The sequence below is a fragment of the Abyssisolibacter sp. ZYX002 genome (assembly GCF_056892235.1).
Genome location: NZ_JARMXH010000003.1, coordinates 324074 through 340945, shown reverse-complemented (window position 1 = coordinate 340945; position 16872 = coordinate 324074). Strand labels below are relative to the sequence as shown.

The window sequence follows — 16872 nt, the reverse complement described above, 5'->3', positions numbered from 1 at the left end:
CACCTCTATGATTCACATTTACATAGCATAGCTGCTCCTATTATTCCTGCTTGATTTCCTGATTGTGACAACTTTATTTCTGCTATAGGCATATCACTATAGTTTTTGTCTTTCCCTATTTCTTTTTTTACCATATCTAAAAGATAATCTCCTGCTCCAGATATACCTCCTCCGATTGCTATAACCTGTGGATCTAATATACATATTATATTTTGAATACCCATCGCTAAATATTTGACAAGTCTGTTGACACTTTTTTGTGCTAATTTATCTCCTTTTTTTGCACAATCAAAAATTGCTTTTGCATCTATTGTGTTGCCTCTTAACATACTCTCTTCATCTGTTTCTTTTAGTAATTTTTCTGTATATTTTATAATAGCTGTTGATGAAGCAAATGTTTCAAAACATCCATTTTTCCCACAATTACAATCATAGAAATTCTCTCCTATTATCATATGCCCTAATTCTGCTCCGATTCTGTGATGCCCTCTATATACCTTGTTATCTATTATTATCCCGGAACCTATTCCTGTCCCAAGCGTTATAAAGACTCCACTTTCAGCTTCTTTCATTGCTCCTATATATTTCTCTGCTAATGCTGCTACTGTAGCATCATTATCTATATAAATATCTTTGCCCAACGCCATTTTTAGTTTTTCTGTTACCTTCACTCCATACCAATTTAGATTTACACAAGAAATTACATTTCCTACATCATCTACTAATCCCGGTACTCCTATTCCTACTCCTTCGATATCTGATAATTTTAAATTGGACATCTCTATTACTTTTAATATTGTATTTTTTATGTCGTCTATTATTTCATCTGAACTTCTTGTAGCTAAAGTCTTTACTGATATTTTATTAAGTATATTGTGCTTACTGTCTACTATCCCAACAGCAATATTTGTTCCTCCTAAATCCACTCCGATAAACAATATAATCTCCTCCTTATTTTTTAACACTATAATATAAACAACTTATTTTTAAACTCTATAGATATCATTCATTATAAACTTGCCATTTTTCATTTCTATAGTACATTTATAGTTATACATGTAGCCCATTTGATCTTCATCTAATAATTCTAACACAAGTAAAATTTCAATTTTTTTATCATATTTGTCAATCGTATATTCTTTTATATTGATTGTTGATATGTTATTAAATTGACTTTTTATTTCGTATATAATTTCTTTGATATCGCCACTTTCCTGATATGAGTTTCTCATTCGTGCTGCACTACTATAATCCTTATTTACGATATAATCACAGTACGTTCTAATTAAACTAATAGGACTTTGATATTTTTTTAATATTAATTCACTGGTTGTAATTGTATCTTTTATACTATAGTATTTTATGAATTTATCACATCTTTTACCTTCTACGAGAATCTGAATTCCTATATTGCTTCTATAATCACAAATTGTGTTAACTAACGAATACAATATAAGTGCTTCTTTTTGCTCGTTTATGTCTAGTTCTTTAATTGTTTTGGATAAATTCAAATATATTATTCCATCTTTTTCTAATATCGATATTATTTTTACATCGTTTGGTATAATATCAACTCTATCTTTACTTACTGGCCCTGTTAATAGCTCATTTATAATTACATTTTTCAAAGTGTTTTTATCGCTTTTTACTACTCTTTTTTCTACAGATAATCTATCTTCTGTCTTATTGGCAAAATATAAGCTTATATTTGAGTTTAAATTATAAGCATATGGTTCTATAATTGGCCATTGTTTTTCATCCTCATTTTTGTAAAACTCTTTACCACATCCAGCAAGAATAAACGTCAACATACAAGCTATTATTAGTATCTTTTTATACATATTTTAACTACCTCCTGCCTTGATAGATATCTTGACTATCAATTGGTATCCTAATAAAAAACGATGTCCCTTTTCCTAAGACACTTTTTATGTCTATAAAACCTTGATGAAGTGCTACTATTTGGTGTGCTATTGAAAGCCCTAAGCCTGTACCTCCAGTGTTTCTTGTCCTAGCTTTATCAACTCTATAAAATCTCTCAAATATATGCTCTATATCTTTCTCTGGGATCCCTATACCTGTATCTTTAACTTCTATGACCATATTGTTTTCTTCTTTTGATAAGCTAACAACAATCTTTCCTCCATTTGGAGTATATTTTATTGCATTGTGTATTATATTTATTATTGACTGATGCATTTTATCAACATCTACATCCATTTGCACTTGGTCTATTTGGTCATACTTAATGGCTATATCTTTTTCTTTAGCTATCGGCTTCATTCTCTGTATAATTTTTTCTAGAAGATAATTAATATAAACTGTTTGATAGTTTAATGTGATTTTTTTGCTATCTAAATTTACTAGCTCTAGTAAATTGTCTATTATTTTTGTTAGTCTATCTACTTCTGAATCAATATCCGTTAAAAAATCTTTATAGATATCTACATTTACTTCATTTTCAAGTAGCAATGAACCAGATAGTAACTTTATAGCGCAAAGTGGTGTTTTAAGCTCATGTGACACATTTGCTACAAAATCTTTTCTTTGCATGTCCACTTGACTAAGTTGAGTGCTAAATAAATTGAATGTATTAGCTAATCTTTTAAATTCATCATTTGTATCAACTGTTACTATTTGACCTAATTTACCCATAGACATATTACTTATAGTTTTAGTAAATTTCTTTATTGGACTAAGTAAATAATCTGACATAACTATACCTATTACAGTAGTTATTACTGCACAAATTATATAAATAAGATATAATGTCTTTTTTAAATTGTCCATTTTTATAAATATATCATCTATTGATGTAGATAACAAAACCGCACCTATTAACACTTCGTTTTTATATATTGGAACAGCAGTGTATATTGTATTTCCTATGTTTTCTAAATAATAAGTTCCCGTACTGTTCTTTCCCTTTAGTGCCTCGTTTATTTCTCTATGATTTAACTTTACATTAACTAGTTTATCATAAGAATCAGCTACTACTACGCCTTTATTATTTGTCATTAATATTCTTGATCCAAAATCTTTACTCAAGTTATACATTATGTTTTGTACTACAGCTATATGGTAATCATATTCACTACCACTGTAATGTTTTAATCTATTTGCTGTCATATTTGCTTTCGTAAATTCTTCTACATGCCTATTTTCTAGATCTGTACTTATTACTTTTTCTACTATCAATATATTTAAAACTATCATAAATATAAATATCAATAATAAATAGGTGGAAATAAATTTCCACCTCATGCTAATGAATTTATTATTCTTCCTAAGATTTATTCCTAAAATAGTAACCAACTCCCCATTTGGTTAGTATATATTCTGCTTGGCTAGAGTTTTCTTCTATCTTTTCTCTTAATCTTCTAATATGAACATCTACTGTTCTTAAATCGCCAAAATACTCATATCCCCATATTATTTCTAGTAATTCTTCTCTAGTGAATATCTTTCCAGGATTAGTCGTAAGCAATAATAGTAAGTCAAATTCTTTCGCTGTTAAATTTATTTCTTTATTTCTTATACTAACTTTTCTTCCTAAAGTATTTATTGTGAAACCATCAAGTTGTATAATCTGCTCACCGAGTTTCATATCTTTATGATTAACTCTTCTGAGTATAGCTTTTATGCGTGCTTTTAGTTCTAAGATATTAAACGGCTTTGTCATATAATCATCTGCTCCATATTCCAGCCCAAGTATCTTGTTAATATCTTCTCCTTTTGCTGTAAGCATTATGATAGGAACTTGCGAGATTTCTCTTACTTTTTGACAAACTTCTAATCCATCCATTACTGGTAACATTAAATCTAATATTATTAAATCATATTGTTCTGCTTTAGCTTTGTCAAAGGCTTCCTTCCCATCATATGCAATATCAACTTCATAATTATCTTGCTCTAAACTATATTTTAAACCTTTAACCAATAATGGCTCATCATCAACAATTAATATTCTACTACCCATTTTAAATCACCTCAAAATTTTATCTGATAAGAACATTTGTTGTTACTCAATTACTTAATTTTATTTATAGTGCTTTATTTCTACATATTTCTATCATAGTCCTTCAAATCACAACTTTATTTTATACTAAGTTCTCCTATCATCCAATTTATTATTGTTTTTTGATTAGGATTCTAACATCTTCTTTTCTCTTTGTGATTTTCTTCTCATCAAAATACTCTAATAAATACATTGCATATTTTCTAGACGTATTGAGACTATCTCTAAAACCTGAGAGCGTTATTTCTCCCAAGTTCTCACTAATACCAACTAATATATCTATTGCATCTTGGTATGCTTCTTTGTGAATGTAAATTCCATCTTTAATTCTTAAAATCTCACCATTATCTATCATAGCATCAAAAACTTCATTTACATGCTCTATATTATCACCTAATAAGTTGATAATAGACTCTCTTTTTTCTGGTGCAAACTTGTTACTTAAGTAATATGTTTTAATCTTTTCTTTGATTTTATTTTGCTCATCAGTAAATTTAACTACAAATTCAAATATGGATATTTTGTCATTTGTTTGCTTTATAATATTGTCTTCTTCTAATATGCTTATAATATTGTCAAATATATTTGTTTTTATATTACTAAGGAATTTACTTCTTAGTTCTTCTTTTAATACTCCTGCCTGTAATGAATTTTTTTTATGATATTCCTTTAAAAACTCTGATATACTTTCTTTTAAATTGTCATAATAATCTCTATGGATTATATAATTGTCATTTGATATTCTCATGTTTATTATTTTATTGTTTGATTCCAAATCACTGATAACGTTTTCTAGCTTATTCAGACTTATTGCAGTAATAGTTGATAGTAGCTTTATATTTGGTATTTGAGCACTTTTATCTTTTATTATCTTTTCTATTACTTCATCATTATCACCTTTATCTTTAACTTCTAATTCTTTAATTACTTCCTCATCAAACCTTTTATGCCTTTGAGGATTTGTTTCTAATACTTCTCCACCTCCTATTGTAGTCATCGGAGAATAAAATCTAATAATAAATTTGTCCTTTCGTTTAGTAGCTATAGCTTCTTCTAATCTGAGTTGTGCATAACACGATTCTCCAGGAGTTAAGTTATCTTTATCAAGTAATATAACTCTACATAAAACCTCGTTTGATCCAATATACAATCTTACCCTACTTCTGTTTTCTACAACTCTTGGTGAATGTTCAAGCAAATTGATTTTTACATCTAACACATCTGTTGAAATCATAGCACCTGCTAGTGAGAGCACATTTCCTCTGTCTATCTGTTCTTTTTTTAACCCAGCCACGTTTATAGCTACACGCTGACCTGCATAAGCATGTTCTTGGCTGTCAGAATGAACTTGTAATGACCTTATCTTTGATTTTAAGCCTTTAGGATATATTTCTATTTCATCTCCTACTGATAAAGTACCTTCTATAAGTGTTCCTGTTACTATTGTACCAAAACCAGTCATAGTAAATACTCTGTCAACAGGTAATCTAGGCGTTTCCTCGACATCTCTATCTTGTACTGATTTTGTCATATCATCAATAAGCCCTACTAGTTTGTCTACACCAGTTTTATCAGTTGATGACACGCTTAGTATTTCACTCTCTTCTAAAAAAGTATCCTTTAAACTATCTCTTACATCTTCTTTTACAAGCTCTAGCCATTCTTCATCTACTAAATCTGATTTTGTAAGTGCTACTAACCCTTTTTTTATACCTAACATATTGAGTATATCCAAATGTTCCTTTGTCTGAGGCATCACGCCCTCATCTGCGGCTATCACGAGTACAACTATATCCATACCTACTACTCCTGCTAGCATGTTCTTTATGAACCTCTCATGCCCTGGTACGTCTATTATACCTGCTCTTCTCCCACTTGGTAAATCAAAATAAGTAAATCCAAGCTCAATTGTTATCCCACGTTCTTTTTCTTCTGCTAGCCTATCTGTCTCTCTTCCAGTTATAGCTTTTATCAGAGTTGTTTTTCCATGATCTATATGACCTGCTGTACCGATTATTATATTTTTCATGAAAGTTCTCCTTCTATCTGCTTTAATACTTGTATAAAACCTTGTTTTATCTTGTCTATATCATTTGACTTAACCGTTCTCAAATCTAAGTACATCTTGTCATTATAAATCCTAGAAATTATAGGCACCTCTACTTTCCTCAACATATTCTCTAAGTTATTTATGCTTATATTCTTTGATGTAATTTCTACTGCATAGCTTGGTATCCTCTCTAGAGGCATAGCTCCTCCACCTACTTGAGAATATACATTGGCTGTACTGTATTGTAATAACTTATTTTCATCAATAGCTTCTAGCTCACATTTTAATGACTCTACATCTACTTTTATTTGGTCTACAGCTTTAGTCAACATTCTCAAAGTTGGTATGTTTTTTATTGCTTCTTCTTCATCTAGATAATACTTTAGTGTAGTTTCAAGTGCTGTTATTGTAAATTTATCTACTCTAAAAGCTCTAGTTAGTGGGTTCTTTTTCATCTTATCTATATATTCTTTTTTACCTACAATTATGCCTGCTTGTGGTCCGCCTAAGAGTTTGTCTCCACTAAAGGTTACTATATCTACTCCCTTCTTTAGTGATTCTTGTACTGTTGGCTCATAACTAAGTCCATATTTAGTTAAATCTATAAGTACACCACTTCCAATATCCTCTATTACAGGGATTTCGTTTTTCTTTCCTATAGATACCATATCATCTAATGACACGCTCTCAGTAAATCCGACTATTCTATAGTTACTTGTGTGTACTTTTAGTAGCGCTGCCGTATCTTCACCTATTGCATTTTCATAGTCTCTAGCATGTGTTTTATTTGTTGTACCAACATCCACTAATTTTGCACCACTTTGCTCCATCACATCTGGTATTCTAAAAGAACCTCCGATTTCGACTAATTCACCTCTTGAAACAACAACTTCTTTTTCCTTTGCCATAGTACTTAGTACTAACATAACTGCTGCAGCATTATTATTAACTACTATAGTAGCCTCTGCACCAGTGATTTTTCTTATTATATATTCTATATGACTATATCTTGAACCTCTTTTACCATAAAATAGATCGTATTCTAAATTAGAATATGATCTTGATAACTCACTCAACTTTTCTGCTGCCTCATTACTAAGGAGTGATCTGCCAAGATTAGTATGAACTACTGTTCCTGTGCAATTTATAACACTTTTTAACTTGTTATCGTTTTTATCTCTAACTTTATATATAATTCTACCATATAAACCAGATAATAAATCTTTAAACTCCTGCTCGCTTGTTATAACACCTTCAGCTATAGCTTTCCTCATAGCTTCAATTTCTTCTCTAACAGCTTCTAGTACAATAACTCTAGATACTGTATCTAAAATGCTACTAACTTCCTGTGTTCCCAATATGTCATCAACTTTGGGAAGCATACTAAATAACTTTCTATTCATTTGCACCATCCTAATCACAACTTGTCTATTCTACTATTATGCTATACTGTTGTTTATCGAGTACTTCTCCAATTATTTTACATTCAATAGGATTTTCTTTCAATTTGTTCATCATAATATCTGCTTTTTCTTTTGGAACTGATATTAACAATCCTCCTGAAGTCTGAGGATCATAAAGTATATCTGATATCTCTTCTTTGATATCTTCTGATATATTAACCTTATCTCCTATATATTTCATATTAGCATAAGCTCCTGCTGGAACTAATCCCATAGAAGCTAATTCTTTTGCTTCTTCTATTATAGGTATATTTTTTATGTCTAGTTTTAAGCTAACTGAACTACCTTCTGCCATCTCTAATGCGTGTCCTAGTAGTCCAAAACCTGTTACATCTGTCATGCTATTAACTCCAACTTCTATAGCAATATCTTTTGCAAATTTATTTAGCGTTGTCATATTTTTAACAGCTATTTTATAGGTTTCATCTGATACCATTTGAGCCTTTATAGCTGTATTAATTATTCCTACTCCTAAAGGTTTGGTTAATATTAAAACATCTCCAACTTTAGCATTGGCATTTGTTAATACTTCATCTGGGTGTACAAAGCCTGTAACTGTCAACCCATACTTAGGGACATCATCTTCTATTGTATGTCCTCCAACTATAAGAGCTCCTGCTTCTGATACCTTATCATATCCTCCCCTTAATATCTCACTCATTATATCTGGTGATAAGCAATCAGGAAAACATATGATATTCATAGCAAGCTTTGGCTCTCCTCCCATTGCATAAACATCACTTAGTGAATTTGTAGCTGCTATTTGCCCAAATACATATGGATCATCTACTACAGGTGTAAAAAAATCTACTGTTTGTATAATTGCATTGTCTTCTGCTACTTTATATACTGCAGCATCGTCTGAAGTCCCTATACCTACTAATAAATTATCATCATTTGGGTTTTTAGGTAAATGGCACAATACTTGTGCCAAGGTCTCTGGACCTATTTTAGCACCTCAACCAGCATTTTTAGTCATTTCTGTTAGTCTTTTATCCTTTAACGACATATTTATCACCTCACTGTACATATATATATTTAGCTATATTCTCTAATGTCTTTTCTTTAATTCCTTCTATATTCAATAATTCATTTATGTCCTTGAATTTCTTTTTTTGCCTATATTTTATTATACTGCTTGCTTTAACTTCCCCTATTCCAGGTATCTTACCTATAATATCTTGTTTTGTTGCTGTATTTATATTTATTTTTTCATCACTTTCTAAGTTATTAATTTCACCTATTTTGTATATGTGTACTTGTTGCTCGTCGTATAGTAATTTACTACAATTTATTTTATCTCTATCTGCCTTCTCAGTAAAACCTCCTGCTTTATTTACAGCATCTATTATTCTACTACCTTTTGAAAGTTCGTAAACTCCTGGCTTGGCTACAGCACCTGTTACATCTACACAGACAATTTCTTTTTCTTGTTTATTTTCATCTTTTTTTGTATCTATTTCATTGTTTGCGCTTATCTGCGTCTCACACTTTATCTGATTAGATTTAAGTATTTTTACATCACTTTTTATCTTTACATTATACCCAACTAAACTGATATTTAATATTACTAATATTAGTATAACTATTTGTTCTTTTTTTGTAAAGTTAAACAAAACTGCTCACTCCCTTTATTTTGTAGTATATATTTTAAATTATACAATATTTTACCATATTTTTATACAGTATAGTACATTAGTTTTATTTTTTAACCAAAATAACTGTCATTAGACCATTACTAATTGTTGTTGCATGTTTTTTCTGTTATACTATAAAAGTACTTTTCACAATTTACTAAGAGGTGATTTTATTGAAACAAAGATTCACTATAATTTTTGCTGTAATACTTTTTATGCTTTTGTTTAATTTTTCTTATGCTCAGACTCCATGGATATCCGCCAAATCTGCTGTGCTCATTGATGCTGATACTGGCACAATACTAGCGCAAAAAAACATGGATACCCAAATATATCCTGCTAGTACTACTAAGATATTAACAGGTATACTCGCTATAGAAAAATGCAAATTAGACGAACTTGTAACCGTTGATGAAAAAACACCTTATGAAATCAAAGGTCAGCAAATATACTTAATGGCTGATGAAGTTATAACTATGAAAGATTTATTGAATGCTTTGCTAATCCAGTCAGCTAATGATGCTGCATTAGTTATAGCAAAGGAAATATCTGATAGTCAGGAAAAATTTGCAAAATTAATGAACGAAAAAGCTAAGGAAATAGGCGCTAAAAACACCAATTTTGTAACACCAAATGGGCTCCACAACGATAAGCATGTCACTACTGCATATGATATGGCAATGATAGCTAGATATGCTATGAAAAATCAAACCTTTAGAAGCATAGTTAGTAATTATACGTATACTATTAATCCTACTAACAAACAGCCTAAACCTAGATACCTTAAATCTAAAAATAAACTGCTCTATGGAGTAGGAAGTGGCAACAAAATAACCTATGATGGTATAACTACAGATATAAAGTATATTGGCGCTACTGGAATTAAAACTGGATATACTCCTGAGGCTTCTAACTGTATAGTTGCTTCTGCCTCAAGAAATGGTCAAAATTTAATAGTTGCTATTTTTTACGATCAAAGTAATGAATTATTTATAGATGCACATAAGTTATTTAATTACGGTTTTAAAAATTTTACTAATAAAAAAATTTCTAGCAAAAATGAGTTTATTAAAAATGTACCTATTGAGCATGGAAGCATGCCCTTTGTAACAGCTATAATAGGTAAAAACGTAACTGCATGTGTACCTGTTAATAGTTCATCTAAAATAGAACGTAAGATAACAATCAATAATGATTTATCTGTACCAATAGCGAAAGATCAGGTTATAGGTAAAGTTGAATATCTGGTGGATAACAAATCTTTTGCAACTGCAAATGTTGTTGCCGCTGAACCTGTTCACAGGAAAGCTATGTACAGCGTTGTTAATAGTACTGAAAAAGGCTTTTTATGGCTATTTACTAAATGGTGGTTTTGGCTAATCGTGCTATTCATACTATGGAGAATTTATATATATAAACGTAGAAAAAGGAAAAGGAAATTTAGAAGTAAGTATAAGGTATATACCAAATAATATATACCAAGCAATTATATATATGCAAAGGATGAAAGAGGAGTGTACTATAGTACATTCCTTTTTAATTATTTAACTGGCAATTTTTTTAAAATTTTGTGTTCCATATAATTATTTTTTTGTATATTATTGAATTTTATTCTTGTATATGGTATATTGATAGTACAGTATAACATTGGAATGCAAAAATATAGACCTAGTTATTCAAATTATCTTAATTGTGGCTTATTATTGACAAAATATATCTTTTACAAAAGAATTAAAACTGTACTTATAAATGAAATCAAAAAGTTATAAGGAGGTGGAAAATAATGAAATTCTCATTAACAAAACTTTATAAAAATCCATTGTTTTCAGTTTTTGCACTAGCAATTATTTCTTCTAGTAAATATATATCTCTACTTATTGATTTCCCAACAAGTCATTAGCATGGACAAACTATTTTAATTTATACTACAAAAAAAGGGCTGTTGCACTAAGTTTAGTGCAACAGCCCTTTTAAAGTATATTATATCTAGTTTATTCAACTACCGCTATAGCTTCTATTTCTACATTACCGCCTAATGGCAATTTAGCTACTTGTACGCATGATCTAGCTGGCTTATGATCTCCAAAGTATTTTGCATATACTTCATTTATCTCTCCAAATTGATTCATGTCTTGAATAAATACTGTTGTTTTCACAACGTTCTCTAATTTGCTTCCTGCTTCCTCTAATACTGCTTTTAGGTTATCTAATGCTTTTGCAGCCTCTAATTTTATATTATCTTGAACCAATTTTCCTGTCTCTGTGTCTATAGCTAATTGTCCTGATGTATATACCATATTTCCTAATTTCATCGCTTGTGAATAAGGTCCTACTGCCTTTGGTGCTTTCTCTGTGTAAATACTGTTCATTTTATGTAACCTCCTGTTTATTATTCTTTATATCAATATATAGTATACCACTTCCTATGGATAAAGCAAGCATATTTAAACATTTTAATGTATATATTTTATCTATTATAGAAATTGCATTATTATAAGCTGAAAAAGGAGACATCTAGTTAGATGTCTCCTTAATGTAGCAATGTGATAATTAAACTCCTTAATAATTTTCTGACCTTATCTCATCCAAGTAATTATAAACTGTAAATCTTGATACGCACAGTACTTCTGCAACGTATTCAACTGCTCCTTTTATAAGAAATGTTCCTTTTTCATCTAACTGCTTTACTATATTGACCTTTTCTTCTTTATTAAGATATGCTATAGGCTTTCCTTGACTACCTAACACCTTGTCTACTAATGTATATAGTATATCATTTATGTTATTACTATAAGTCTCTTCTTCTCTTTCTATACTATCTTCAAGAGTCTCAACCATTTCATTTATAACTTTCTTTGCTACTACAAATTCTGTTATATCATAGTTTATACACATACATCCTATCACTTTATCTTTTTCATCTTTAATAAAAATAGTTGAAGATTTGAGTGTTCTTCCATCTGAGGTAACTGTTTTATATTTTATTAAATCAGTCTCATATTCTTTATTTCTAACAGCTTTTAATCCTCTTTCTGTTAATGGACTTCCTATATCCCTCCCTGTAACATGTCCATTTACTATAGCTACTACAGATTTCTGAGGATTACTCAAATCTTGTAATACTACTTCACAGTTACGTCCAAAAGTCTTTGCTATACCTTGAATTATAGGAATCATATTTTTTAATACAGGATGGATATTTTTACTCATACGTTATCACCTCATTATTTAACTACAATGTTTACTAATTTTTTAGGAATTACTATGACTTTAACTATATTCTTACCTTCTGTAAACTTGGCTATCTTTTCACTTTGTAGAGCTATTTTTTCAAGTTCATCTTTTTCTATACTACTTGGAACTTCTATCTTATCTCTTACTTTCCCATTTACTTGAAGAACTACATTGACTGTGTCTTTGACTATAGCACTCTCATCATATTCAAGCCATTTTTGTTCATGTATGCTCTCATCATTCCCTATCCTATGCCATAGTTCTTCTGTAATAAATGGTGTAAATGGTGCCAATGTAATTAATATAGCATCTATTGCATGCGATAGCAAGATATTTCTTACTTCTTCATTGTTTTCTTTTTCTTTGTATTTATATGTCTCATTGACAAGTGTCATTATACTACTTATTGCTGTATTGAAACTGAATCTTTCCCCTATATCAATAGTTACTTTCTTAATCACACTATTAATAGTATATCTCATATCTTTATCTATACTATCTAGTTTTGACATATCTAATTCTCTGTTCTTAGTATATCTACTTTCCATTTCTTCTACCAATCTATAGACTCTATTTAAAAATCTATAACAACCTTCTACCCCTTGGTCACTCCATTCTAAATCTCTTACAGGAGGTGCTGCAAATTGTACAAATAACCTGGCTGTATCTACTCCATAGTTTGCTATTATTTCTTTTGGACTAACATCGTTGCCTTTTGATTTGGACATCTTAGCACCATCTTTTAGTACCATACCTTGTGTTAATAGATTCTCAACAGGCTCATCAACTGGAGATATACCTATGTCATACATAAATTTAGTAAAGAATCGAGCATATAGTAAATGTAATATCGCGTGCTCTACTCCTCCAATATATTGATCTACTTTCATCCAGTATTTTGCTTTCTCTTTGTCAAAGATTTCTTTATTGTTAGTTGCATCTGTATATCTTAGAAAATACCATGATGAATCTACGAATGTATCCATAGTATCACTTTCTCTTTTTGCTGGCTTGCCACACTTAGGACATGTAGTATTTATAAACTCACTACAGCTCTCAAGTGGCGAACCTCCTTTTCCAGTAAAATCAACTGTCTTTGGATGAAGCACTGGCAGATCTTTTTCTGGAACTGGTACTACTCCACAATCTTCACAGTATATCATCGGTATTGGAGTCCCCCAGAATCTCTGTCTAGATATTAGCCAATCTCTAAGTCTAAAGTTAATAGTTTTTTCTCCTATTCCTTGTTCTTGTAGCCTGTCTATTATCTGTTTTTTTGCATTACTTGCTTTCATTCCATTATAATCACCAGAGTTAACCATTACTCCGTCACCTGTATAGGCCTCTTCTAATTCTCTGTTGTCATCAGATGATATAACTCTCGTTATTTCTATACCATATTTTTTAGCAAATTCAAAATCTCTTTGATCATGTGCTGGAACAGCCATAACAGCTCCTGTCCCGTAATCTATCAATACATAATTTGCTATATATATTGGTATCTGTTTATTTGTTAATGGATTAATTGCATATCTTCCAATAAATATACCTTCTTTTGGAGCTTCTGTTGATGTTCTGTCTATCTCTGATAGATGATTCATTTTCTCTCTAAAAGCATTTACTTCATCTTCCTGCTCTAATCCTGCTACTAATTCTTTTACGTATGGGTGTTCTGGCGCGAGTACCATATACGTAGCTCCAAAGATTGTATCTGGTCTAGTTGTAAATACCTTTAAAGCTTTATCTGAATCTGCTATCTTGAACTGAACGTGCGCTCCTTCACTTCTTCCTATCCAGTTCTTTTGCATTACTTTAACTTTATCTGGCCAACCATCTAACTTATCTATATCATCTAGTAGTCTTTGTGCATAATCTGTTATTTTAAAATACCACTGATCTAGTTCTTTTTTAGTTACTGATGAATCACATCTCTCACAAAGCCCATTAACTACTTGCTCATTAGCTAATACAGTCTCACATGATGGACACCAGTTTACTGCATAATTCTTTTTATATGCGAGTCCTTTTTCATAGAATTTTAAAAATAACCATTGTGTCCACTTATAATAATCTTGATGACAAGTTGATACCTCTCTGTCCCAGTCATAAGATAATCCTATCTCTTTGAATTGATTCTTCATCTCTTTGATATTCTCATTTGTCCATTTATCAGGATGCACCCCATGCTTTATTGCTGCATTCTCAGCAGGTAGCCCAAATGCATCAAATCCCATTGGATGCAGTACATTAAACCCTCTCATCTTTTTGAATCTTGCAACTACATCTCCCATAGAATAGTTTCTAACATGTCCCATGTGAAGTTTTCCTGAAGGATATGGAAACATCTCAAGCTGATAGAACTTTTCTTTTGAACTATCTTCTTTAGTTTTAAATGTATTGTTTTCATCCCAAACTTTGGTCCAATATTTTTCGATTTTACTAAAATTATAAGGCAAACTAACCCCTCCTAGAATTTTGTACATAAATAAAACTTCTCATCCCTCTAATCTGTAGGGACGAGAAGTATTTTCCCGCGGTACCACCCTTATTAGCCATATGGCTCTCTTAGGTAGTCTTGTAATGGTGACTAACCATCTGTATCTAAATTATTAAAGCAAGTTCAGAAATTTATAATACCAGTTCACACCAACCACCGACTCTCTAAAATTATAAATATCCTAATACTCTTTAACGATACAGATTATATCCTTTATCTTTATATCATCTTTATAATAAATTTATTAAAAATATTATACAGATTTTATATCATATTGTCAACATCTAAATTAACTGCATCTACCCATAGTCTATCTAAGTTATAAAAATCTCTATCTTCTTTATGGAATATATGAACTATTATATCTCCTAAATCCATTAATATCCATCTTCCATTTCTGTAGCCTTCTAAATTTATATCTATATTTTTATCTTTTACTTCTTTTTCTATTTCATCTGCAACTGACTGTACTTGTCTTTCGTTATTAGCACTACAAATTACAAAATAATCAGCTATTGAGCTTAAACCAGTAATGTCTAATACCTTTACATCAAAAGCCTTTTTCTCATGAACAGCTTCAAGCACGTCAGATAATAAGTGTTTAACATCCGTCACAAAACGACCTCCTAATTATTTATATAGTACATTAATACTGTAAATCAATGATTTTTGTGAGAAAATAATTTCTCGCACGGGCAGTTCTAATATCTAGATATCTATTATTATTAATTATATGCAAGATATTATTAGTTAGTGATTTCAACATTGCAATATCCAAATCTTCATAGCACAGTTCTCTAATTTCTTTAACTCTTTCAAATACTCGATTGGGTTCAATATAATCTGCTAAGAATATTATTTTTTCTAAGTTACTCATATTCTCTCTACCAGTAGTGTGGTATTTTATAGCATTTAGTATGTCCTCATCGTCAATACCATATTTATGCTTAGCTAAATATGCTCCTAGATTAGCATGTAACAACTCTTTGGAATTTTCAAAACTATTACTACTTAATATATTATATTGTTTTGATTTTTGTAATAGTAATTTTTCGTCTATATATCTTCCACAATCATGCAACAATCCAGCTACCAGAGCTTTTTGTTCATTAACTCCATATGCCCCAGCCATTTTCTTAGCAGTTTCCATCACTCTAACACAATGCTCATATCGTTTTTTTCCTATGTCTTTTATTAATGTTTCTTTATATTTATCTATAAGTTCATACAACTATTTCAACTCCCATCTACATATAGCCCATTCCTGTATATATAATTTCTAACCTCTTCTGGTATTGTATATCTAATGCTATGGAAGTTTTTTACTCTTTCTCGTATGTCACTAGAGGATATTTGCAGTGATTTAGCCTTTAAATTAATAATTTTTATACCGTTTTCTTTTTCTAATTTGTCTACTTCCTGTTTTACTTTATCATCATCAAAACCCGGTCTGCTTACGACTACAAATTTACACATTTTAAATAGTTCGCTTGTATTTCTCCATGTTCTCAACTGTAATAACGTATCTGCACCAATTATAAAATATAGATTTTCTATATCACTTCTATCTCTTATAAATCTTTTTATTGTATTAACTGTATAATTGACTTCATTGTTTTTTTGTTCTAAATCAGATGCTTCAAAGCATGGATTTGAAGCTATCGCTAACATCGTCATCTCATACCTATGCCTTTTACTACTAACACTTTTATCTTTTTTATGTGGTGATCTACCAGTAGGTATAAATACTATTTTATCTAGCTGAAGTTTTGTTCTTACTTCCTCTGCAATAAAAAGATGACCATAGTGTATCGGATCAAATGTACCACCAAAGATTGCAAAATTCAAAAAATCACCTCTTATTGGTTGTATTTACCTTACTATTATAACTGAATCATCTACATAAAATCAACTACTATGCTCTTTAAGTATTTAAAAACAACTGGTTATCTATTATAAGCCTTGTGAGATAA

The 16872-nt window shown here is 30.5% G+C and carries 15 protein-coding genes and 1 other annotated feature; of the genes, 1 reads left to right on the top strand and 14 read right to left on the bottom strand.

The window, feature by feature from the left end:
* Positions 1–5 precede the first annotated feature (5 nt).
* From P3X86_RS11670 to P3X86_RS11635, 8 genes are all read right to left on the bottom strand, one after another.
* Positions 6–938: an ROK family protein gene (locus P3X86_RS11670; RefSeq protein WP_483292870.1), complete on the bottom strand. Its 933-nt coding sequence runs from the start codon at positions 936–938 to the stop codon at positions 6–8.
* Positions 939–986: 48 nt separating this feature from the next.
* A complete protein-coding gene (locus P3X86_RS11665; protein ID WP_483292869.1) occupies positions 987–1841 on the bottom strand; it encodes a GerMN domain-containing protein in 855 nt (284 codons plus the stop codon).
* Between the two features lie 7 nt (positions 1842–1848).
* Complete coding sequence (locus tag P3X86_RS11660; protein ID WP_483292868.1) at positions 1849–3216, bottom strand: sensor histidine kinase; 1368 nt, start codon at positions 3214–3216, stop codon at positions 1849–1851.
* 70 nt (positions 3217–3286) lie between these two features.
* Positions 3287–3979 (bottom strand): response regulator transcription factor, encoded by a 693-nt coding sequence (locus P3X86_RS11655; RefSeq protein WP_483292867.1) that lies wholly within the window; start codon positions 3977–3979, stop codon positions 3287–3289.
* A 151-nt stretch (positions 3980–4130) separates the two neighbouring features.
* Entirely contained in the window at positions 4131–6047 is a 1917-nt protein-coding gene (gene selB / locus P3X86_RS11650) for a selenocysteine-specific translation elongation factor (RefSeq protein WP_483292866.1), read from the bottom strand.
* Positions 6044–7471, bottom strand: coding sequence for an L-seryl-tRNA(Sec) selenium transferase (selA, locus tag P3X86_RS11645; RefSeq protein WP_483292865.1), 1428 nt, complete (start codon positions 7469–7471; stop codon positions 6044–6046). Before selA ends, selB begins: the two co-directional genes overlap by 4 nt.
* Positions 7472–7496: 25 nt before the next feature.
* A complete protein-coding gene (gene selD, locus P3X86_RS11640; RefSeq protein WP_483292864.1) occupies positions 7497–8540 on the bottom strand; it encodes a selenide, water dikinase SelD in 1044 nt (347 codons plus the stop codon).
* A 10-nt stretch (positions 8541–8550) separates the two neighbouring features.
* Positions 8551–9147 carry a ComEA family DNA-binding protein gene (locus tag P3X86_RS11635; RefSeq protein WP_483292863.1) on the bottom strand — a complete coding sequence of 199 codons (597 nt, stop codon included), beginning with the start codon at positions 9145–9147 and terminating at the stop codon, positions 8551–8553.
* Positions 9148–9341: 194 nt separating this feature from the next.
* On the opposite strand from P3X86_RS11635, the gene P3X86_RS11630 reads away from it, so the two are divergent.
* Positions 9342–10640 carry a D-alanyl-D-alanine carboxypeptidase family protein gene (locus tag P3X86_RS11630; protein WP_483292862.1) on the top strand — a complete coding sequence of 433 codons (1299 nt, stop codon included), beginning with the start codon at positions 9342–9344 and terminating at the stop codon, positions 10638–10640.
* 519 nt (positions 10641–11159) lie between these two features.
* Here P3X86_RS11630 and P3X86_RS11625 read toward each other — a convergent pair.
* From P3X86_RS11625 to nadD, 6 genes are all read right to left on the bottom strand, one after another.
* Positions 11160–11537, bottom strand: coding sequence for a RidA family protein (locus P3X86_RS11625; RefSeq protein WP_483292861.1), 378 nt, complete (start codon positions 11535–11537; stop codon positions 11160–11162).
* Between the two features lie 190 nt (positions 11538–11727).
* On the bottom strand, positions 11728–12378 hold the full coding sequence (locus tag P3X86_RS11620; RefSeq protein ID WP_483292860.1) for a helix-turn-helix transcriptional regulator: 651 nt from the start codon (positions 12376–12378) through the stop codon (positions 11728–11730).
* A gap of 14 nt (positions 12379–12392) precedes the next feature.
* Complete coding sequence (gene leuS, locus P3X86_RS11615; protein WP_483292859.1) at positions 12393–14885, bottom strand: leucine--tRNA ligase; 2493 nt, start codon at positions 14883–14885, stop codon at positions 12393–12395.
* 26 nt (positions 14886–14911) lie between these two features.
* Positions 14912–15100: a binding site (T-box leader), on the bottom strand.
* A 63-nt stretch (positions 15101–15163) separates the two neighbouring features.
* Positions 15164–15514, bottom strand: coding sequence for a ribosome silencing factor (gene rsfS / locus P3X86_RS11610; protein ID WP_483292858.1), 351 nt, complete (start codon positions 15512–15514; stop codon positions 15164–15166).
* Between the two features lie 31 nt (positions 15515–15545).
* Positions 15546–16130, bottom strand: coding sequence for a bis(5'-nucleosyl)-tetraphosphatase (symmetrical) YqeK (yqeK, locus tag P3X86_RS11605; RefSeq protein ID WP_483292857.1), 585 nt, complete (start codon positions 16128–16130; stop codon positions 15546–15548).
* A 5-nt stretch (positions 16131–16135) separates the two neighbouring features.
* On the bottom strand, positions 16136–16747 hold the full coding sequence (gene nadD / locus P3X86_RS11600; protein ID WP_483292856.1) for a nicotinate-nucleotide adenylyltransferase: 612 nt from the start codon (positions 16745–16747) through the stop codon (positions 16136–16138).
* Between the last annotated feature and the right edge of the window lie 125 nt (positions 16748–16872).